At 67.7% G+C, this 18,607-nt stretch carries 17 protein-coding genes; 2 read left to right on the forward strand and 15 right to left on the reverse strand.

From position 1 onward, the window contains the following. Window positions 1–119: 119 nt before the first annotated feature. The 5 genes from D3226_RS09085 to D3226_RS09105 form a co-directional block, all read right to left on the reverse strand. A complete protein-coding gene (locus D3226_RS09085; RefSeq protein ID WP_202382232.1) occupies window positions 120–1,094 on the reverse strand; it encodes a TAXI family TRAP transporter solute-binding subunit in 975 nt (324 codons plus the stop codon). After that, window positions 1,094–2,467, reverse strand: a complete 1,374-nt coding sequence (locus D3226_RS09090; protein ID WP_202382233.1) for an ATP-binding protein — start codon at window positions 2,465–2,467, stop codon at window positions 1,094–1,096. The genes D3226_RS09085 and D3226_RS09090 overlap by 1 nt, the downstream gene beginning before the upstream one ends. 3 nt (window positions 2,468–2,470) lie before the next feature. Beyond that, a complete protein-coding gene (locus D3226_RS09095) occupies window positions 2,471–3,142 on the reverse strand; it encodes a response regulator transcription factor (RefSeq protein WP_202382234.1) in 672 nt (223 codons plus the stop codon). An 82-nt stretch (window positions 3,143–3,224) separates the two neighbouring features. Continuing rightward, the gene (locus tag D3226_RS09100) at window positions 3,225–4,664 is read right to left on the reverse strand and encodes an APC family permease (protein WP_202382235.1); all 1,440 of its coding nucleotides are present in this window, start codon (window positions 4,662–4,664) and stop codon (window positions 3,225–3,227) included. 14 nt (window positions 4,665–4,678) lie between these two features. Beyond that, window positions 4,679–6,397, reverse strand: a complete 1,719-nt coding sequence (locus tag D3226_RS09105; RefSeq protein WP_202382236.1) for an amidohydrolase — start codon at window positions 6,395–6,397, stop codon at window positions 4,679–4,681. Window positions 6,398–6,536: 139 nt separating this feature from the next. Between D3226_RS09105 and D3226_RS09110 the strand changes: the two genes are divergently transcribed. After that, window positions 6,537–7,133 carry a TetR family transcriptional regulator gene (locus D3226_RS09110; RefSeq protein WP_202382237.1) on the forward strand — a complete coding sequence of 199 codons (597 nt, stop codon included), beginning with the start codon at window positions 6,537–6,539 and terminating at the stop codon, window positions 7,131–7,133. Window positions 7,134–7,157: 24 nt separating this feature from the next. Here D3226_RS09110 and ilvA read toward each other — a convergent pair whose 3' ends face one another. Genes ilvA through D3226_RS09140 form a run of 6 tightly spaced genes read right to left on the reverse strand, consistent with a single transcriptional unit; the run spans window position 7,158 to window position 13,185 of the window. Next, window positions 7,158–8,402, reverse strand: a complete 1,245-nt coding sequence (gene ilvA, locus D3226_RS09115; protein ID WP_202382238.1) for a threonine ammonia-lyase — start codon at window positions 8,400–8,402, stop codon at window positions 7,158–7,160. Further along, window positions 8,399–9,598 carry an AI-2E family transporter gene (locus tag D3226_RS09120; RefSeq protein WP_202382239.1) on the reverse strand — a complete coding sequence of 400 codons (1,200 nt, stop codon included), beginning with the start codon at window positions 9,596–9,598 and terminating at the stop codon, window positions 8,399–8,401. Before D3226_RS09120 ends, ilvA begins: the two co-directional genes overlap by 4 nt. A 58-nt stretch (window positions 9,599–9,656) precedes the next feature. Beyond that, complete coding sequence (locus D3226_RS09125; protein WP_202382240.1) at window positions 9,657–11,060, reverse strand: aldehyde dehydrogenase family protein; 1,404 nt, start codon at window positions 11,058–11,060, stop codon at window positions 9,657–9,659. 9 nt (window positions 11,061–11,069) lie between these two features. After that, the gene (locus D3226_RS09130; protein ID WP_202382241.1) at window positions 11,070–11,498 is read right to left on the reverse strand and encodes a hypothetical protein; all 429 of its coding nucleotides are present in this window, start codon (window positions 11,496–11,498) and stop codon (window positions 11,070–11,072) included. 35 nt (window positions 11,499–11,533) lie between these two features. After that, window positions 11,534–11,827 carry a hypothetical protein gene (locus D3226_RS09135; protein WP_202382242.1) on the reverse strand — a complete coding sequence of 98 codons (294 nt, stop codon included), beginning with the start codon at window positions 11,825–11,827 and terminating at the stop codon, window positions 11,534–11,536. Next, window positions 11,827–13,185 carry an inorganic phosphate transporter gene (locus D3226_RS09140; protein WP_202382243.1) on the reverse strand — a complete coding sequence of 453 codons (1,359 nt, stop codon included), beginning with the start codon at window positions 13,183–13,185 and terminating at the stop codon, window positions 11,827–11,829. The genes D3226_RS09135 and D3226_RS09140 overlap by 1 nt, the downstream gene beginning before the upstream one ends. Before the next feature lie 280 nt (window positions 13,186–13,465). Here D3226_RS09140 and D3226_RS09145 point away from each other — a divergent pair, with 280 nt between their 5' ends. Then, window positions 13,466–13,690 carry a glutaredoxin domain-containing protein gene (locus D3226_RS09145; protein ID WP_202382589.1) on the forward strand — a complete coding sequence of 75 codons (225 nt, stop codon included), beginning with the start codon at window positions 13,466–13,468 and terminating at the stop codon, window positions 13,688–13,690. Here D3226_RS09145 and D3226_RS09150 read toward each other — a convergent pair. From D3226_RS09150 to D3226_RS09165, 4 genes are all read right to left on the reverse strand, one after another. Further along, window positions 13,687–14,724 (reverse strand): 6-phosphofructokinase, encoded by a 1,038-nt coding sequence (locus D3226_RS09150; RefSeq protein ID WP_202382244.1) that lies wholly within the window; start codon window positions 14,722–14,724, stop codon window positions 13,687–13,689. The two genes, D3226_RS09145 and D3226_RS09150, sit on opposite strands and share 4 nt — an antisense overlap. Window positions 14,725–14,891: 167 nt before the next feature. Further along, window positions 14,892–17,051 (reverse strand): DEAD/DEAH box helicase, encoded by a 2,160-nt coding sequence (locus D3226_RS09155; RefSeq protein WP_202382245.1) that lies wholly within the window; start codon window positions 17,049–17,051, stop codon window positions 14,892–14,894. A gap of 155 nt (window positions 17,052–17,206) precedes the next feature. Next, window positions 17,207–18,157, reverse strand: coding sequence for a bifunctional riboflavin kinase/FAD synthetase (locus tag D3226_RS09160; RefSeq protein ID WP_202382246.1), 951 nt, complete (start codon window positions 18,155–18,157; stop codon window positions 17,207–17,209). Beyond that, entirely contained in the window at window positions 18,157–18,570 is a 414-nt protein-coding gene (locus D3226_RS09165; RefSeq protein WP_237462707.1) for a hypothetical protein, read from the reverse strand. The genes D3226_RS09160 and D3226_RS09165 overlap by 1 nt, the downstream gene beginning before the upstream one ends. Window positions 18,571–18,607: the final 37 nt, after the last annotated feature.

The following is an 18,607-nucleotide window of genomic DNA, read 5'->3' on the forward strand; positions in this document are numbered from 1 at the left end:
CAAGCGCGTTCACCTTCGAACCGCTTGCCCCAAAGCTAGGCCCGCCCGCCGAGCGGGGTCAGCCCTCTTGAGCGCTTCTTGAGCATTCGCTTGAGCACTTCTTGAGATTCAGGGCCGGATCAGCGCCGGGCGTCGATGTAGAACTCCGCTGCGCCGGGATGGAGCTCGAGCGGATCGGTGAAGATCGCCTGCCGCCGGTCGAGCAGCTCAGCCGCAGGGACCTTCCGCGCGATCGCGGGTCGCGCGGCGAAGAGCACCCGAGTCGCATCGAAGATCATCGCGTCGTCGGCATCGGCCGCGGCAACGATGTAGTTCGGCACCGTCATCGTGCTCGTCTGAGGCTCGGCTCCAGAGATCCCGACCGGGAACTCGGTGAGCCGATACACCGCCGCGTGCCGAGCGTTGACTCGCGACACTGTGCCCGCGTCGATGGGGAGGAGGCGGATCGGCTGGTCTCGAGCCAGCCGCTCGATCGACGGGGTCGGCAGCCCGCCGACCCAGAAGAAGCCGTCGATCTCGCCGCGGCGGAACGCCGCGATCGAGGACTCGAGGCCGAGCCCCGGGTTGTCCACCTGATCGAGTGCGACACCCGAAGCTTCGAGAACGCGGCTGGCGATCACCTGGACACCCGACGTCGCCGAGCCGAGTGAGACGGTGCGCCCCGCGAGGTCAGAGATACTGCGCACCTCAGAGCCGGCGGGCACGACCACTTGCACTGACTCGTCGTAGACTCGCGCGACGGCGCGGAGCGGGAGCGGTTCCGGGAAGGTGCCGGTGCCTGCGATCGCGTCAGCGGCGGTGTCGGCTTGAGAGAAGCCGATGAGCGCTTCACCCGCGGCTACGCGCTGCAGGTTGTCGACCGACCCGTCGGTCTCGGCGACCGCGACGTCGACGCCCAGCTCGTGGCGCAGTGCCTCCGCGTACTGCTTGCCATAGGTGTAGTAAATACCGGCGACCCCGCCTCCCGCGATGACGTACTGCGGCGCTCGTGCGGATTCGGGGGGCGATCCCACACAGCCGCTCAGGCAAAGCATCGCGGCGAGCACCGCGAGCGCGCCCCGCCGTGCCCGGAAGCGTCGCGTCCGATCGCGCATCACTCTTCCACCCCTGGCAGCCGCAGCACGACCCGCAGCCCGCCACCCTCGGGTGCCTGCACCTCGACACCACCGCGGAGATCCCCCAGTAGGTCGGAGGCGATGGCGAGCCCCAGGCCGGATCCCGGCACGTTCTGGTCCCGCGGGCTCCGCCAGAACCGACTCGTCACGAGTTCGAGCTCTTCCTGCTCGAGACCAGGCCCGCGGTCCCGAATCGCGATGCGGCACCCGTCCACTTCACAGACCACCGTCACGTCGACCTTTGATCCCGCCGGGGCGAACTTCAGCGCGTTGTCGAGCACCGCGTCGAACGCGCTCTCGACTGAGGTCCGGTCGGTGAGGCTGAACGCTGAGTGCTCCCCTCGGAGCTCGACCACAACGCCGCGATCCGATGACACCGGCTCCCACGCAGCGATGCGGTCCGCCAAAAGCTCCACGAGATCGACCGCGACGAAGGCGGAGTCCTGACGCCCGGATCTCGCCATGCCGAGCAGAGCGTCGAGAATCTCGGTGAGCCGGCGCCCCTCGGCACGGGTCTTCTCTACATCGGGTTCCCACGAGTCGTCGAGCCCAGTCGCGAGGTACTCAACACGCATGAGCAGCGCACCGAGCGGGTTCCGCAGCTCGTGCGAAGCGTTCATCGCGAACGCTTCTTGGCGCCGCATGACCCGTTCGATCTCTTCCGCCATCTGGTTGAACATGCGGATCATCCGCCGCATCTCCGGCGGACCGGTGTCATCAGCGATACGCGCGTCGCGTTCTCCCCGCTCCACCGCGGCCATCGCCCGATCGACGCGCAGCATGGGACGCAGCACCCAGTTCGCGAGACGGATGACGGCGAACAGCAGGAGGAGCACCGTGAGCAAGCAGGCCGACGCGAGTACTCCCCAGTGTGTGAGGATCTGGGTGCGCACCCGCTCGGCGTTCTCAGCGATGAAGATCGCGCCGATCACGTTCCCGTCGTCGAACACAGGCTCGACCGCGACCAGTTCGCCGAGCGACCAGGGAAGCACGGGCGGCGCCGGGTCGCTCCGCCGCCCGGAGAGTGCCAGCGCGACCTGGTTTTGCGCCGAGCTATCGAGCGCGTCGAAGCTGCCCCCGCCGGAGGCCCACAGTATCCCGCTGCGGTCAAACACCGCGATGCGCGTGCCGTAGAGCTCGCTGAAGCGCGTCATCTCCCCCACCACGGTACTGGCGTTCCCGGCACGCAGTGCTTGCCGCACCCCACTCTGGAAATAGCTCAGGTCACCAAGCTGCTGGCTCGATACTTCCTCCTGCACGGTGCGCGCAACGCTCCAGGCGTACGCGCCGCCAAGCGTGAGCAAGATCACGGTCATCGGGATCAGGAGGACGAGGACGAGACGCTGCCGCACGGCTCACACACCCGTCAGCCGGTATCCGACGCCCCGAACCGTCGCGATGAGCGACGGCCGGTCGAGCTTCCGCCGTACGGATCCAACGTGCACCTCGAGCGAACGACTAAAGCCGTTCCAGTCGCTCCCCCACACCTCGCGGATAATGCGGTCGCGCGGCACCACTACCCCGGGGTACCGCACGAGCACTGCGATGATGTCGAACTCCTTTGGGGTCAGCTCGACTGGACCCCCGTCGACCAGCACGAGCCGGTTCGCGAGATCAATGTACACGCCATCGACGGAGACCCCGGAGCTGTGCTCCGCGTCGCTCGGCAGGGCACGCGACCGCCGGGTCACCGCCTCGATGCGAGCAACGAGTTCTCGCACATCGTACGGCTTCACCACGAAGTCATCGGCCCCCGCATGGAAGCCCTTGATCCGTTCCTCGACATGACTCCGGGCGGTGGCCACGATGATCGGCACGCCGGAGAGTCCGCGGATCCGTCGGCAGACGTCGAGGCCGTCCATGTCCGGCAGTCCGAGATCGAGCAGCACGGCGTCGGTGTCAGCTCCGAGTGCCTCGAGCGCGGCTGCGCCGCTGCCCACCCACTCCGTGGTGTATCCAGCCTGTCGGAGGAACGCGCCCAGCGCGTCGGCAACGCGCTCGTCGTCTTCAACGATCAGGATCTTCATGTCGGCCTTCCCCGCCCGCTCGGGAACATCCCCATCCGTTCATTCTAGGGAGGCCCGAGCGGTGGGCCGCACGGGGCGCCCGCTACTCGTACATGCCGATGTTGATCGGCCCCGTGAGGTCAGGCGCGGGGGCGCGGAAGCCGCGCGTGGTGATGAGCAAGTAGGCCGCGCCGAGCGCGAGCCAGATCCCACCGATCACCATGGACACGGTGTCGAGACTCAGCCAGAGCCACACATTGATGACCACGCCGATGCCCGGCACGATCACGAAGCCCAACCACGCGCCCGGCCCGCGCCGCTTCAGGAAGCGGAAGAACACGAAGATCACCGAGAGGTTGACGAAGGTGAACGCGATGAATGCGCCGAAGTTGATCATCGATGCTGCCCGATCCAAATCGACGAACAGCGCGGTGAGCGCAATCGCCGCCACGATGAGCACGTTGACCACGGGCACGCCGGTGCGCGGGTTGATTCGCCCGAAGAGGCGCTTCGGCAGTGCGCCGTCGCGGCCCATCGCGTAGAGCAGCCGCGCCGCACTCATCTGCTGCGTGATGCCACAGCCCAGCACGGCCATCATGTAGCCACCCACAAAAATGGCCTGGAACGCCGCGCCGCCGATGTACTTCGCGATCTCGGGCGATGCACCGACGATGTCGCCGAGCTCGCTCACGTCCGGGAAGAGCACCTGCATCACGTAGGTGACGGTCACAAAGAACGCCCCGGCCACGCCAATGATGATGAAGATGGCGCGCGGGATATCACGCTCGGGCCGCTCAGCTTCCTCCGCGAGCGTCGAGACCGCGTCGAAGCCGAGGAAGGAGAGCGCCAGCACGGCGGCGCCCGCCGAGATCGCCGCGAGCTGAAGGTCGCTCGAGATGAAGGGCTGCACGCTGAGACCAGAGCCGTTCGCGCCGTTCGTGATGTTGACGATCGTGAGCACGACGAAGAGGATCGCGACCACCAGTTGGATGCCGACCAGGATGATGTTCATGCTCGCGGCGAGCTTCACGCCAATGAGGTTCATCACCGTGCAGATGCCGACGGTGAGAAGCACCCAGACCCAGAACGGCACATCAGGGAACACCGCCCCCATGTAGATTGCCGAGAGGATCGCGTTGATCATGGGTAGGAGCAGGTAGTCGAGGGTCGCCGCCCACCCGACGAGGAAGCCGATGTGCGGGTTGATCGCCTCTTTCGCGTACGTGTAGGCGGACCCCGCGATCGGGAAGAAGCGGACCATGCGCGAGTAGCTGAACGCTGTGAACAGCACCGCGACGATGACCACGAGGTACGCGAGGGGGACGTGGCCGTCGGTGACGTCTGACACGATGCCGAACATGTCGAACACGGCGAGTGGCGCCATGTACGCGAGACCGATGAATACGAGGTGCCGCAGCTTCAGCGTGCGCCGCAGCTGGGCCGGGCCCGCGGCGGAGCCAGGCTCCGCCGCGGGGGTGGCGGCCGCCTGCGATGCAGGTGCGGCCGAGGTGGTGATTTCAGTGGGTGATGACGCCGTTGACATCGTGGGTGTCCTGTCTAGTGTGCGTGTCCGTGGTGGTGGTCGCCCGCGGGTTCGCCGCAGGACTGGCCCGCACCACCGGGATCCTGGCTGCGATCGGCCGCGGCCGCGCCGCCCTGTTCCCCGAGCACGTCATGGATGGCGGTGCCGCCCACAACGGTGAGATCAGCGCGCTGCGCAAGCAGCTCGGCGGGATCCATCGCGTACAGGTCGCCAGACCAGACGACGAGATCAGCGAGCATGCCAACGCGGAGCGTGCCGACCGTGTCCTCGCGGTGGAATGCTTCGGCGCCGCCCGTGGTGTACGCGCGCAGCGCACGATCCAAATCGAGGCGCTCCGTCGAGGTCCAGGCGTCCGAGCCGTCGAGGCGCGCGCGGGTCATCGCGCTGTAGAGGCCAACGAGCGGATCCATCTCGCCCACCTGCCAGTCGCTCGAGAACGTGACGCGCGCGCCAGAGTCGATCATCGACTTGAAGCGCCATGCGCGATCCCACCGCGCCTCGCCGACGTTCTCCATCCAGGTGCCGGCAACGAGGTCGGGTGACGCGTGACGCGGCTGCATGGCGGCGACAACGCCGAGCTCCTGGAAACGCGGGAGATCCTCGGGGGCGAGGCACTCGACGTGCACGATGCCGTGCCGGGTGTCGCGCACTCCGTTTGCACGCTGGGCCGCCTCGATCGAGTCGAGGGTGAGCTGGATGCCCCAGTCGCCCGTTGCGTGGGTGTGCACCTGGTAGCCGAGGCGGTCGAGTTCAACGAAGAGCTTGGTGAACTCGGTGGGCTCGAGGCTCGGGTGCCCGCGGTGGCCGGGGCGGTTCGCGTAGTCCTGGAGCATCGCGGCGGTGTGCGGCTCGATCACGTCATCGGCATAGAGCTTCACGGGCCCGAGCGAGAAGCGCTCGTGCTGCGGGGTCTCGCGGATGGCCTCGGTGATGCGTGCACGGAAATCGCCGTCGGCGCCCACCGGGTGGTAGATCGCGGCGATCGTGCGCGAGGTGAGCTTGCCCTCGCGCTCAGCGCGCGCGAACAGGTCGAGCTCGGCGAGCGGCACTTGGGGCTCGACCACGGAGGTGATGCCGACCGAGGCGGCCATCTCGAGGCTGTTCGTGATCTTGCGGTAGCGACGGTCGGGCGAGTACATGGGGATGTCCCGCTGCAGTTCGGCGAGGCCAGCGATCGTCATGGCGCTCGTGTAGAAGTCGGTGACCCAGCCGGTCGGCTCGCCCGTGGTCGCGTCGATCTCGGGGTTGCCCCACGCGATCTCGCCGCCGTTCAGGATGCCGAGCTTCGCGAGCGCCGGCCGGTTGAGCCAGACGGAGTGCTGGTCGTACGTCGTGATGAAGACGGGCTTGTCCGTGACGCCCACGAGATCGTGGGCGTTCGGGCGACGGCCCTCGACGACCGAGTAGAGCGCGTTCTCGGCGCAGATCCAGTCGAGTTCGGGGTGCGTCTCGGCGAACTCGGCAATGCGCGATCGCACGACATCGAGACTCTGCACCTGGTCGAGGCTGACAGCAAGATCGTCGAAGCCAAGCAGCAGGTGGTTGTGCGTGTCGGCCACGCCGGGCGTGAGGAGACGGCCCTCGAGCTGCACGGTCGTGCGCGCTGCGGGGGCATCAGCGGCGGATCCCACGTAGCTGATGCGGTCGCCGATCACGCCGAGCGCTTCGGCCCAGGGCTGCTGCGGGTCGAAGGTACGGATGCGCCCGCCCGTGTAGAGAGTGTCGACGGCCATGTCTGCTCCTGAAGTTCTGGGCGGCCGGGAACCGGCACGCCACGAAGTTATTTAACACCAGAGTAAATTAATTCACCCAGATGTCAAATAACCGCGGGGCGGCGCGCTGCGGCGCGCACGCTCTGGCATACTGACAGGCGTGGCACGCCCCAGTACGCAGAAGCAGCGCCGCATCGAGGTCATCGACGCGGCGCTCACCGCTGCCGCCGAGCACGGACTCCGCAATCTCTCACTCACTGACGTGGCGAATCAGGCCGGCGTGACCCGCGGCGCGCTGCTCTACTACTACGACGACCTCGAGGCAATCCTCGTCGAGGCGCACGCCGCCGGTATGGCCCGCGTCGGCACGGAGCGCGCCGAGCTGGTTGCGCAGCACAGCTCCCCGGCGGGGAAGCTCGCCGCGGCGATCGACGCCGGGCTGCCGAGCGGCCCCGACGATGCGCTCATGCGGCTGCTCTACGAGTTCGACGTGCTGGCGGGCAAGTCGCCGCTACACGATGCGCTCGTGCAGCAGCTCTACGGCGAGCAGCTGCAGCTCTACACCGGGATTCTTGAGGAGGGTGCGGCGTCCGGCGATTTCGCACTGACTGGCGCGCTCGCGGACACTGCCATGAATTTCGTTGCGCTTGAGGACGCATATGGGCTGCACATCGTCGCGGGCGGCAGCATCACGGTTGCCGACGCGCAGCGCGCCATCCGCGCATTCGCTGCGCAGGCGGGCGCCCCACTCTCCTAGTTCGCCCGCCGGCTCAGCCTGCGGCTAGTAGCGCTCGCCCACGCGCACCTGGTAGCCCGCGTCGCGCAGCGCCTGCGCGACCTGCTCGCCGTGCTCGGCGCCGCGCGTCTCGATGTGCAGCTCGAGCTCCACCTCACTGACAGGCAGCTCGGTCGCGTGGCGCGTGTGGATCACCTCGATGACGTTTGCGTTCTGCTCAGCGACAATCGTTGCCGTGCGCACGAGCTGGCCGGGCACGTCGGGCAGCAGGATGCGCAGCTTCGTGTAGCGCGCCGCAGCGGCAAGGCCGTGACCGATGACGCGCTGCAGCAGCAGCGGATCGATGTTGCCCCCCGACAAGATGGTTGCCGTGGGGCCGGAGAGCTGCAGCTTGCCCGTGAGCATTGCCGCGACACCGGCGGCCCCCGCGGGCTCGACGACGAGCTTGGCGCGCTCGAGCAGCATGACGATCGCGCGGGCGATGTCGTCATCGCTGACCGTCACAACCTCGTCCACGTAGTCGCGCACGAGGTCGAAGTTGCGCACGCCCGGACGAGCCACCGCGATGCCGTCGGCGATCGTCGACTTGGTCTTGATCGTGACGGGCTCCCCCGCTGCGAGCGACACCGGGTACGGTGCGGCGTTCTCGGCCTGCACGCCGATGATGCGGATATCGCGGCCTTCTTCGGCCGCCCACTGCTTCGCCGCAGCCGCGACACCGGCGATGAGGCCGCCGCCGCCGATCGGGACCACGATGTTCTCGATTTCGGGCGCAACGTCGAGCATCTCGAGCGCGATGGTGCCCTGTCCCTCGATCACGGCGGCGTCGTCGAACGGCGGGATGAAGGTCGCACCGCTCTCGCGCACGAAGTCCTGCGCGGCCTGGTTCGTCTCATCAAACGTCGCACCAACGAGCTGCACGTTCGCCCCGTAGTTGCGCGTGGCCTGCAGCTTAGGCAGTGCGACGCCGAGGGGCATGAAGATCGTTGCAGTGATCCCGAGCTCACGTGCCGCGAACGCAACGCCCTGCGCGTGGTTTCCCGCGGATGCCGCGACCACGCCGCGGGCGCGTTCGTCCGCCGTGAGCTGCGTCAGGCGGTTGTACGCGCCGCGAAGCTTGTATGCGCCCGTGCGCTGCAGGTTCTCACACTTCAGGTAGACGCGCGGCACACCCAGAATCTCGGCAAGGAAACGCGACGACTCGAGCGGCGTGCGCCGCGTCACCCGGTGCACCACGTCGAGCGCTGCACTGAAATCGTCCAGGGTGGGTGCCGTGGTGGTCTGCGTCATGAGAGGCCTTCCTTGCGATTCAGTTTGGCGACGCTTCGCGCGCGATGCTTCGCCTGCTGGTGTGTTCGTTCACGTTTGTGGTATTCGGCCACCGGGTCGGTGCCGCGCGTCCACTCCCGCTTCACGAGTGTGTTGACGATGGAGTTCGCGGCGGCTGCGAGCGGCACAGCGAAGAGGGCGCCCGGAATACCGGCGATGAGCGCACCGGTCGAGACCGCAAGCACCACGCCGAGGGGATGGACCTTCACCGCGTTGCCCATGACGAGCGGCTGCAGCACGTGGCCCTCAATCTGGTTGACGAGGATCACCACGCCGAGCATCAGGAGCGCATTCACGGGGCCGTTGTAGACGAGCGCGATGAACGCCGCGAGCAGGCCGGTGGTGATCGCACCGAGGAACGGGATGAACGAGCCAAGGAACACGAGCACCGCGATCGGGATCGGCAGCGGCACGCCAAGCAGCGCGGCGCCCACGCCGATGCCCACCGCGTCGACGAACGCGACGAAGATTTGCACACGCACATACTGTCCGACCGACACCCAGCCGGTGCGGCCGGCCGCGTCGACGGGAGCGTGCGCGCGGGCGGGCAGGAAGCCGAGCACCCAGAACCAAATTCGCTTGCCGTCGATGAGCAGGAAGATGAGCGAGAAGACGGTGAGCAGCGCGCCGGTGACGAACTGCCCCGCCGAGGTCGCCACACCGAGTGCACCATTCAGGATCTCAGTCTGGTGCTCTTGCACGGTCTTGAAGATCTGCTCGGTGAAGCCCTGCAGCTGGTCCGCGGTGATGCCGAGCTTGTTGTCCTCGATCCAGTGCAGCACGTCCCACCACACCTCTTCAGAGCGGGAGGCGAGGTCGCCGAGGCCGTTCCGCAGCTGCGTGACGATGAGATTGATCAGGATCCACACCGAGGCAACGAACAGCGTGAGCGCGGCGACGACCCCCATCCAGTGCGGTGCACCGCGGCGCACAAACCACTGGACGACGGGAGCAAGCAGCGCGGTGAGCAGGATCGCGACGAGGAGCGGGATCACGATGATCCGCACCTGCACGATCAGCCACAGGAACCCGGCGAGCGCGAGGGCGACGATGATGAGGCGCCACGACCACGCGGCCGCCACCCGGATGCCGAGCGGCAGCTCGGTGGCGGCGTTGCCGTCCTCGGCCGCACCCACGTCGTCTTTACGCTCTTCCACGGCACAATCCTAGCGATCGGTGTATGCGTACCCGGTGCATGCGCGCGGCCGGTTCGCCCTACAGCAGCTTCTGGAGGGGCCCGCGCGCGAGCGCCTCCTTGGTGCGCGTGAACGGCGGCATGATCGTGGCGGCAAGCGTCTCGGGGCGCAGCGGCTTTGACAGCACCGCTTTCTCGTGGCTGAACACGAGGAAGGAACGCTCGCCGTGATACGCGCCCATACCGCTCTCGCCAACCCCGCCGAACGGCAGCTCGGGGGTGACGAGGTGGAGCGCGGGCGTGCCGAAGTTCAAGGCACCAGAGCTCGTCTCGTTCTCCCACCGCGAGCGGACCACGCGGTCGTCGCTGAACACGTACGCGGCGAGGGGCTTGTCTCGCGCTGTCACGAACTCGAGGGCGTCATCGAGTCCAGCCACCTCAACGAGCGGCAGGATCGGCCCGAATATCTCATCCTGCATGACCTGGGCCTCACGCGATACGCCGCCGAGCACCGTCGGCGCGATCCACCGCGTTTCCGCATCGTGCTCGCCGCCGGTGAGGATCTCGCCGTCCTCGAGGTAGCCGATGAGTCGCGCAAACTGCGCGTCGGTGATGATCCTGCCGTAGTCGGGGTTCCCCGCCGTGGCGGTGCCGTACAGATCGTGGATTGCGGCGACGAGTGCGGGGCCCAGCTTGCGCAGCACCTCCGCGGTGCCGAGCACGTAGTCGGGCGCAATGCAGGTTTGCCCGGCGTTCATGAACTTGCCCCACACGATGCGGCGCGCGGCGTCTGCGAGTGGCACCGTGTCGTCGACGAAGACGGGTGACTTCCCGCCGAGTTCCAGCGTAATCGGGGTGAGATGTTCGGCAGCCGCGCGCGCGACGATGCGACCGACACGACCATTCCCCGTGTAGAAGATGTGGTCGAAGCGTTCCGCGAGCAGTGCGGTGGTCTCGGGCACCCCGCCAGTGACGACTGCGACGGCACGGCGGTCAAGAACGTCGGGCAGCAAGCGCGCAATGAGCTCGGAGGTGGCCGGCGCGAGTTCGCTCGGCTTCACGATCGCCGCGTTGCCCGCAGCGATCGCACCAATGAGCGGGGAGAGCGCGAGCATCAGTGGGTAGTTCCATGGCGCGATGATGAGCACCACGCCGAGCGGCTCCGCGACCACCCGAGCTGCCGCAGGCTGCACCGCAAGCGGCACCGGCACCCGACGAGGGCGCATCCACCCCTTCAGTTCGTCGAGCGTGTGCTCGATCTCGGTGAGGAGGAAGCCGATCTCGGTCAGCTGCGCCTCTGCGGGCGACTTGCCGAGGTCGGCGTGCAGCGCGCGCTCAAAATCCGGCCCACGCTCGATGAGCAACGCGCGCAGCCGCTGAAGCTGATCGCGTCGCCACGCCTCTGGCCGGGTGTGCCCGGTGCCGAAGCTGTGACGCAGACCGGAGACGATTCCGGGGATCCGTTCGACTGAGGTGTAGACCATGGCCCCACACTACTCCGCGACTCTGCGCCCCGCCCCAGCCCCAGCACCAGCGGCCGAGGGCCCCGCGTAAAGAACCGGGTCCAGCCCGGCATAGTCTTCGATGGCATCGCACCAGCGCACGTCACCTGGCGCTCGGCCCAAGCTCCGCGTCCAGTCATACAGAATCTGCTGCCCCTGCCCGGGAGGCGAGTCAAAGTCGTGGATGATCACCTCACTCGCGTACTCCTCTGGTGCGCACGCCTCGTCATCGAAAATGGCGACGAGGTCCGGCCAACGGTAGATGCGTCCGTACACCCGTTTGCTCTTGTGCCAGGTGTACAGCACGATCGCGGTATCGTCGCCGCTCGTTGCAGCGCAGACCACCTCGTAGTTACCGAACTCGATGCCGGATCGCACGATTTCGTCAAGAAACCGGTGGAGCCTGTCGAGGTTGCTCATGCGCCCACACTAGTTTGCGCGACTGCGCCCCGGGTTTACCAGAAGTGCAGGCCCGGGATGATCAGGAAGACGCCGACGAGCACCGCGAGACCCGAGAGGCCGAAGCACACGTTCGCCGCGATCGTCGCCCACCGCGGGCGGCCCAGATCGATGTCGTCGTCCTCGTCGTCGCGCGACGGACCGTTCGGCTCGAAGCTGCCGTCGGGGCGCGGCGCGGGCGGCGCGGGCGTTGCGAGGAAGCGGATACCGAGCGAGTAGAGCGCCACGACGAACACCGCGGACACCAGTGCGGCGCCGAAAACAACGAGGAATGCCATCCAGTCGATCATTATCGCTTCTCCCCGGTGTTCACATCGCTGCTCGCGTCGCGGTCGCTGGCTGCCTTCTCCGCCGCCTCAGCAGCGTCTGCCTTCTCCGCATCACGGAGCGCCTTCTCGGCTTCCTTTGCGGCGACGTCGTCGCGCACGGCCGACTGAGCGACGGGCGTGAGCTGAGTCATCGAGCCGGTCTTCGTCTTCACGGGCTTGACCTTGCTCTTCCGGATGCGCACCGCGTAGCCGGACTCGGCAACATCGGGGACCGGGATCGCGTTCGAGTGGTCCACCTTGTTGCGGCTGGAGCGCCAGAAGATGAAGAGGATGAAGCCGAGGCCGAGCACGGCATCGATGATGATGCCGACCATGCCGAGGTGCGCGATGAGCGCGGCGATCGCACCAACGGCGCCTGCGGCGGGAAGCGTGAAGAGCCAGCCGGAGGCGATGCGGCCGACGGTGCGCCAGCGCACACTCGACCCGCGGCGACCGAGGCCCGAGCCGATCACGGAGCCGGAGGCCACCTGCGTGGTCGAGAGCGCGAAGCCGAGGTGCGTCGAGGCGAGAATCGTTGCGGCGGTGCTTGTCTCGGCCGCGAAGCCCTGCGCCGGCTTCACCTGCGTGAGCCCCGCACCGAGCGTGCGGATGATGCGCCAGCCGCCGGAGTACGTACCGATTGCAATCGCGAGGGCACACGAGATGATCACCCAGAGGTGGGGGCCCGTATCCGGATCCTGCATGTTCGCGGCGACAAGCGTCAGCGTGATGACACCCATCGTCTTCTGCGCATCGTTCGTGCCGTGCGCGAGGGCGATGAGCGAGGAGGAGGCAATCTGCGCGTAGCGGAAGCGGCCCCGGCCGTCCTTCTTGCCGTCATGGCGGCGCGTGATGGCGTACGCCACCTTCGTCGCGGTGAACGCCACGATGCCGGCGGTGAGCGGCGCGGCGAGCGCCGGGATGATCACCTTCGAGAGCAGCACGCCACCGTTGATCGCGGAGAAGCCGGCGCCCACAATTGCGGCACCGATCAGGCCGCCGAAGAGCGCGTGCGAGGAACTGGACGGGAGCCCGTAGAGCCACGTCAGCAGGTTCCACACGATCGCGCCGATGAGGCCCGCGAAAATCATGGCGGGCGAGATGAGCACACCGCCGTCGCCCTCGTTGATGAGGCCGCCGGAGATCGTCTTCGCCACCTCAGTGGAGAGGAACGCGCCAACCAGGTTCAGCACCGCAGCAAGGAGCACGGCGGTCTTCGGCTTCAGCGCTCCCGTGGCAATCGGCGTCGCCATCGCGTTCGCCGTGTCATGGAAGCCATTGGTGAAGTCGAAGAAGAGGGCCAGTACGATGACCAGCAGCACGACGAGAGTGAGTTCCACCGGCGTCTTTCGTTCGGGAGCAGGGGCCGTGGACCACCCGCGTGTCACTAGAACTTCACCGAACGTTCAGCAGAGATGCCTTGACACGCGAGCGCCACGTTCATGCTTCCACCTTGAACGGGGCAGGTCAAGCTGGGAAAGGGTCGTTTACCTGTCGTTCACCCGGGCCCAGCGAGCACTCGATCTCCGGCGCTAAACTGGCGTCCCGCAGATCCATAGGAGGTTCCCCGTGAGCACGGCACAGCTGAGCGATTTCGTCCCCGAGTCTGGCGCGATCACCATGTTCTCGACGGAGTGGTGCGGCTACTGCAAGCGCCTCAAGTTGATGCTCGACAAGACCGGCATCGCGTACACCGAGGTGGACATCGAGAGCACGCCGGGCACCCCGGAACTCGTCATGGCCGCGAACGGCGGCAACCAGACCGTCCCTACCGTCGTGTACCCCGACGGCACGACGGCGACCAACCCCTCGCTCAACGATGTGAAGGCGCAGCTCGGCCTCTAGCCGAAGCTGAGGCGCGCCTCCTCGTAGCGCGCGGCGGGCACAGTTTTCAGCGCGCCGACCGCCTCTTCGAGAGGTACGAGTTCGACACGGTCGCCGTGCAGCCCGGCCATGGTTCCCCAGGCACCGTCGTTCGCGGCGTCGGCTGCGGCGATGCCCGTGCGCGTGGCGAGCACGCGGTCGAACGCGGTCGGTGAGCCGCCCCGCTGCACGTGCCCGAGAACGGTGGCGCGGGTCTCGATACCCGTGCGCTCCTCAATGCGCGGGGCGAGCACCTCGGCGACGCCCCCGAGGCGTGGCCGCCCGAAGCCGTCGAGCCCTGCGCGCGTCACCACGTCGGCCTCGCCCGCCGGACGGAAGCCCTCGGCAACAACGACGAGCGACGAGCGTCCGCGGTCGCGCACGCTGAGCACCCACTCACAAATCTGCTCGACCGATTCGGGGAACTCCGGCAGCAGGATCAGCTGCGCGCCGCCCGCCATCCCGGCGTGAAGCGCGATCCAGCCGGCGTCGCGACCCATCACCTCAAGCACCATGCAGCGGCGGTGCGACTCCCCCGTGGTGCGCAACCGGTCGATGGCCTCGGCCGCGACCGACACGGCCGTGTCGAAGCCAAAGGTGTAGTCCGTGCCGCCAAGATCGTTGTCGATTGTCTTTGGGACCCCCACGACGGGGATCCCTGCGTCGTCGAGCATCTGCGCAACCGTCTGCGTGCCGTTGCCGCCGATGAGCAGGAAGGCATCGATCCCGAGCTCTGTCATGCGCGCACGCACGGCCGCAAGTGCTTCGGGGGTGGCGACGCCGTCAGGGAACGGGGGGACCCGGCTGGTGCCGAGCATCACGCCGCCGAGCGGGGAGATGCCGCGCACAGCGAGGCGGTCGAGCGGCACGGTGTCGCCGTCGTGGAAGCCGCGCCAGCCGTCCATGAAGCCGACCATCTCGAAGCCGTGCACCTCGACCCCGCGGAGCACCGCGCCGCGAATGGCCGCGTTCATCCCTGGGCTGTCGCCGCCTGAACAGAGCACACCAATCCGCATGAGTCCCCTTCGCATCCGGGTGCCGCGCCGGTCACTCCGGCGAGACTTGTCCCATGCTAGCGGTGGCGAGAATCACGCGAACAGTCGTGTTTCTGCCACTTGCGTGTCCAAAACGGCCAGCGGCCCCCGCTCCCCTTCGGGAGCGAGGGCCGCTGCGAGCGGTGCGGTTAGGCCGCGGCGATCGCGCGCTGCAGCACGCCCATGAGCGCGAGCAGCTGCACCGAATCCTCGGTCTCGTCCTTCGCCTCGGCACCATCGAGCGCGCGCGCGGCGAGGCCCGCCTTGCCGTCGATGAGCTCCGCGATCTTGGCGTCGATCGTCTGCGCGGCGACGATGCGCCACGCGGTGACCGGCTCTGCCTGACCGATGCGGTGCACACGGTCGATCGCCTGCGTCTGCTCGGCGTCTGTCCAGCTGAGCTCGGCGAGCACCACGTTGGACGCGGCCTGCAGGTTCACGCCCACGCCCGCTGCGGTGAGCGAGCAGACGGCCACGGCGACCTCGGGGTCCTTGTTGAACGCGTCGATCTGTTCCTGGCGGAAGGTAGTGCTCTGGTCACCGCGAATCGACACGGTCTTGAGCCCTGCCTCGGCGAGCTGCGCCTCGGCCCGGTCCATCACGTCGATGTGCTTCGCGAAGAACACGACCTTGCCCACCGAGCGCGCGAGCTGCGCGGCGTAGTCTGCCGCGAGACCAGCCTTCGCCTGGCCGATCTGACGCACCATCGTGAAGACGTTCATGCCGTCGGCCGACGCGTTCGACTCCTCGAGCTCCTGCGCGCACACCATGCGGATGATCGCGTCGTCGCTGAGCTTCTCTCCGAGCTTGCCGTTCTTCACCGCGGTGAAGCGGTCGAGCAGCTTGCGGGCCAGCTGTGCCTCCGCCTCGCGGATGCCGCGACCGTACTCGTCGTCCAGCTCGACGGGCAGATCGACCACGCGCTTCGCGGGCAGGTCTGCGGCAACGTCGATCTTGCGGCGACGCACGATCCCCATGTCGACCACGCTCTGGCGTGCCTCCGGGTAGAACGCAGAGTCCGCGGGGGTCCAGCCGTTGCTCTCGAGACGTGCCATGAGCTCGGGGCCCGGCTTCTCGGCGTCGGTCCACCCCAGGAAGCGCCAGATCGCGCGGAAATCATCGATGTCGTTGATGAGTGGCGTGCCCGTCAGCGCGATCAGCAGCGGCGAGCCGCCGGGCGTGCGCTCACGCACGCTCTCGGCGATCGCGAGCACGTTGCGCGAGCGCTGCGACTGCACGTTCTTGATCATGTGCGCCTCGTCGACGACCATGCCCTTGAAGCCGAATCGCGAGATCCAGCTCAGGTGGCGGTCGAGGATTTCGTAGTTCACCACGAACACGTCGGCGAACGCGTCGATATCTTGACCGTCACCGTGAATCACGGTGACGCGGCGCTGCGGCGTCCACCGCTCCACCTCGCGCGCCCAGTTCATCTTCACGACGTTCGGCACAACAACGAGCAGCGGGTACGCGTCGGCGACCGATGCGGCAATCACCGACTGCGCGGTCTTGCCCAGGCCTGGCTCGTCGGCGAGGAGGAAGCTGCGGTGCCCCTCACGCACGCTTGCGAGGAAGCGAGCCTGGTGATCCATGAGCTCTCGCCCGGCGGGGGCGAGGCGATCCGGCACGGGCGGCTCGGGCAGGGGCATGCATGCGGAGCCGCCGCCGCCCTGCTCGAACGACTTCAGCAGCGGCCCGAGCAGCTCCCAGTTCGCGAGGCGCACCACGGGGGTGGGCTGCTTCGGCGGCGTGAGATCGGGCGCAAGGAACGGGTTCGCGAGCATGCGCGACTCGACGCCGGCGGGCTCGACCTGGCGCTCAGCGAGCTCCGGCGGCACATATGCCTTCACCGGCTCGGGCGCAACCTTCTCCTCCTCGGGCAGCTCGAAGCCGGCCTGCGTGAGCATCTTCCGCTTCAGCTGGCGGGTGGCCTCGGTGATGGGCGCCGTCGGCTCGAGCAGCGTGATGAGGCTCGTGTCGCGCGCGGCGGTCTTCGCGAGGATCGCCGCAACACCATCAAGGCGCTTCAGCGTCTCGGCGCGCTCTGCGTCGCTGACGCCCTCCTCGGTCTTGATGCGAGCGCGCTCCTCACGCATGAGCAGCGCGATGACGTGAAACTTGGTGCGGTTCGCGGGGGTCGCCTTGCCGCGCTGGGCTGAAGCCTCAACTTCACGCACCGCCCGAGCGAGCAGCGGGATGATTCCCTCGTTGTGCGTGTGCTTGCGGCGCCCGTTCGAGCGCGATGACCCGTTCGAACCTCGCGAAGCGTTCTTCGCGGTGGACTGACGCGTGGCAGTGTTGGATGCCAATGGATCTCCTGATCGGCGTGGGACGAACTCGGAACGCGTACCGAGCCGCGGGCCGGACGCGAGTCTCCGAGCCTGACCTCATGCGCGGCATGGGGCTCTGGGCGCACTCGCGGAAGCGACCGTAGGTCGATCGTACCACTATGTGTGGCGGCGACTCACCGAGAAGGTGTGGCCTCGAGCAGGCGTCGAGTTTCGGCAACGTCGGCGTGCATTTGCTCGAGCAAAGGCTCGAGCCCGTCGAAGCGAACCATGCCACGCAGCCGGTGCGCGAACTGCACCTCGATGCGCTGCCCGTAGAGGTCACCCTCGAAGTCGAGCACGAAGGCCTCGACCCGCGATTGTTCGTTCGGGGTGAACGTGGGGTTGTTCCCGACCGAGATGGCGGCGACCCTGCGCTCGCCTGCGAGCAGCACCCACCCCGCGTACACGCCGTCGGCGGGCACGAGGCCCTCGATCGCGCCGCCCAAGTTTGCAGTGGGAAAGCCGATCTCGCGGCCACGCGCGTCACCGTGCACCACGTCGCCGCGCACCGCCGGCGGGCGGCCGAGCATGCGTGAGGCCGCGGCAACGTCACCCGCCACCACTGCCGCACGCGCGGCAGAGGAGGAGACCGGTTCGGCCTCGGCATCTTCGACCCACTCGACGACCTCGGCGGTGAAGCCGTGCGTCGCGCCGAGTTCGCGCAGCAGCGCGCCGTCACCCGCGCCGCGGTGACCGAAGCGGAAGTCTGCGCCCATGATCACGTGCCGCGCCTGGAGCTTCCCGACCAGCACGTCGGTCACGAAGTCCGCCGCGGGAATCGCCGCGAACTCCGCGTCAAACTCCACCATCACGCACACGTCAATCCCCGCGGCCGCAAACGCTTCGAGCCGCTGCTCGCGGCTCATGAGCGGCTGTGGGCAGCGCTCAGGGTTCAAGTAACTGAGCGGATTGTTCGCAAACGTGAACACCACCGTCAGCTGATCGGCCGCCGCGGCCTCGCTCCGCAGACGTCGCAGAATCGACTGGTGCCCAAGGTGCAGACCGTCGAACTTGCCGATCGCTACACAGCTGCCCACCGAGAATTCCTCGGGGCGCAGCGCTGCGAGCGATTCAACAACGCGCATCAGTAGATGTCCTGGCTGACGGGCTCAGCGGTCACGGCCGGAGCCGCAGCGGCGCGGCCGGAGCGGCGCAGCCACACGAGGCCGAGCACGGGAAGCACGAGCGGAATGAAGACGTACCCGCTGCCGTAGAACGACCACACCGAGGGGTGGCCGAACAGTTCGGGGGTGGTGAGGCTCAGCGTGCCTACGATCAGGACGCCGCACAGCTCGAACACGAGCGCCGCCCAGGCAATGCCGCGCCAGACCCGTGCGGCCGCCGGCTTCCGCCCGCGCACGCCCATGATGAGCGCGACGGTCGCGACGATGTACACGACCCCGGAGAGCGCCGACAGGGTGTATGCGAGCGGGGCCTCGTCAAACTTCGACAGGATCTGGTAGACGGAGCGGAACGTCGCCGCGATCGCGAGGATCATGTAGACGGCGATGAGTACGCGCCCCAGGCCACCCAGC

This window comes from Leucobacter chromiireducens subsp. chromiireducens (genome assembly GCF_016758255.1).
In the GTDB taxonomy this organism is placed as follows: Bacteria; Actinomycetota; Actinomycetes; order Actinomycetales; family Microbacteriaceae; genus Leucobacter; species Leucobacter chromiireducens.

Excerpts from the sequence above, each read along its gene's own strand:
- D3226_RS09150 (WP_202382244.1), bottom strand. The coding sequence starts at position 14,724 with ATGCGGATTGGTGTGCTCTGTTCAGGCGGCGACAGCCCAGGGATGAAC.
- D3226_RS09095 (WP_202382234.1), bottom strand. The coding sequence starts at position 3,142 with ATGAAGATCCTGATCGTTGAAGACGACGAGCGCGTTGCCGACGCGCTG.
- D3226_RS09145 (WP_202382589.1), top strand. The coding sequence starts at position 13,466 with ATGTTCTCGACGGAGTGGTGCGGCTACTGCAAGCGCCTCAAGTTGATG.
- D3226_RS09135 (WP_202382242.1), bottom strand. The coding sequence starts at position 11,827 with ATGATCGACTGGATGGCATTCCTCGTTGTTTTCGGCGCCGCACTGGTG.
- D3226_RS09085 (WP_202382232.1), bottom strand. The coding sequence starts at position 1,094 with ATGCGCGATCGGACGCGACGCTTCCGGGCACGGCGGGGCGCGCTCGCG.
- D3226_RS09165 (WP_237462707.1), bottom strand. The coding sequence starts at position 18,570 with ATGATCCTCGCGATCGCGGCGACGTTCCGCTCCGTCTACCAGATCCTG.
- D3226_RS09130 (WP_202382241.1), bottom strand. The coding sequence starts at position 11,498 with ATGAGCAACCTCGACAGGCTCCACCGGTTTCTTGACGAAATCGTGCGA.
- ilvA (WP_202382238.1), bottom strand. The coding sequence starts at position 8,402 with ATGACGCAGACCACCACGGCACCCACCCTGGACGATTTCAGTGCAGCG.
- D3226_RS09100 (WP_202382235.1), bottom strand. The coding sequence starts at position 4,664 with ATGTCAACGGCGTCATCACCCACTGAAATCACCACCTCGGCCGCACCT.
- D3226_RS09105 (WP_202382236.1), bottom strand. The coding sequence starts at position 6,397 with ATGGCCGTCGACACTCTCTACACGGGCGGGCGCATCCGTACCTTCGAC.
- D3226_RS09160 (WP_202382246.1), bottom strand. The coding sequence starts at position 18,157 with ATGCGCGTTGTTGAATCGCTCGCAGCGCTGCGCCCCGAGGAATTCTCG.
- D3226_RS09125 (WP_202382240.1), bottom strand. The coding sequence starts at position 11,060 with ATGGTCTACACCTCAGTCGAACGGATCCCCGGAATCGTCTCCGGTCTG.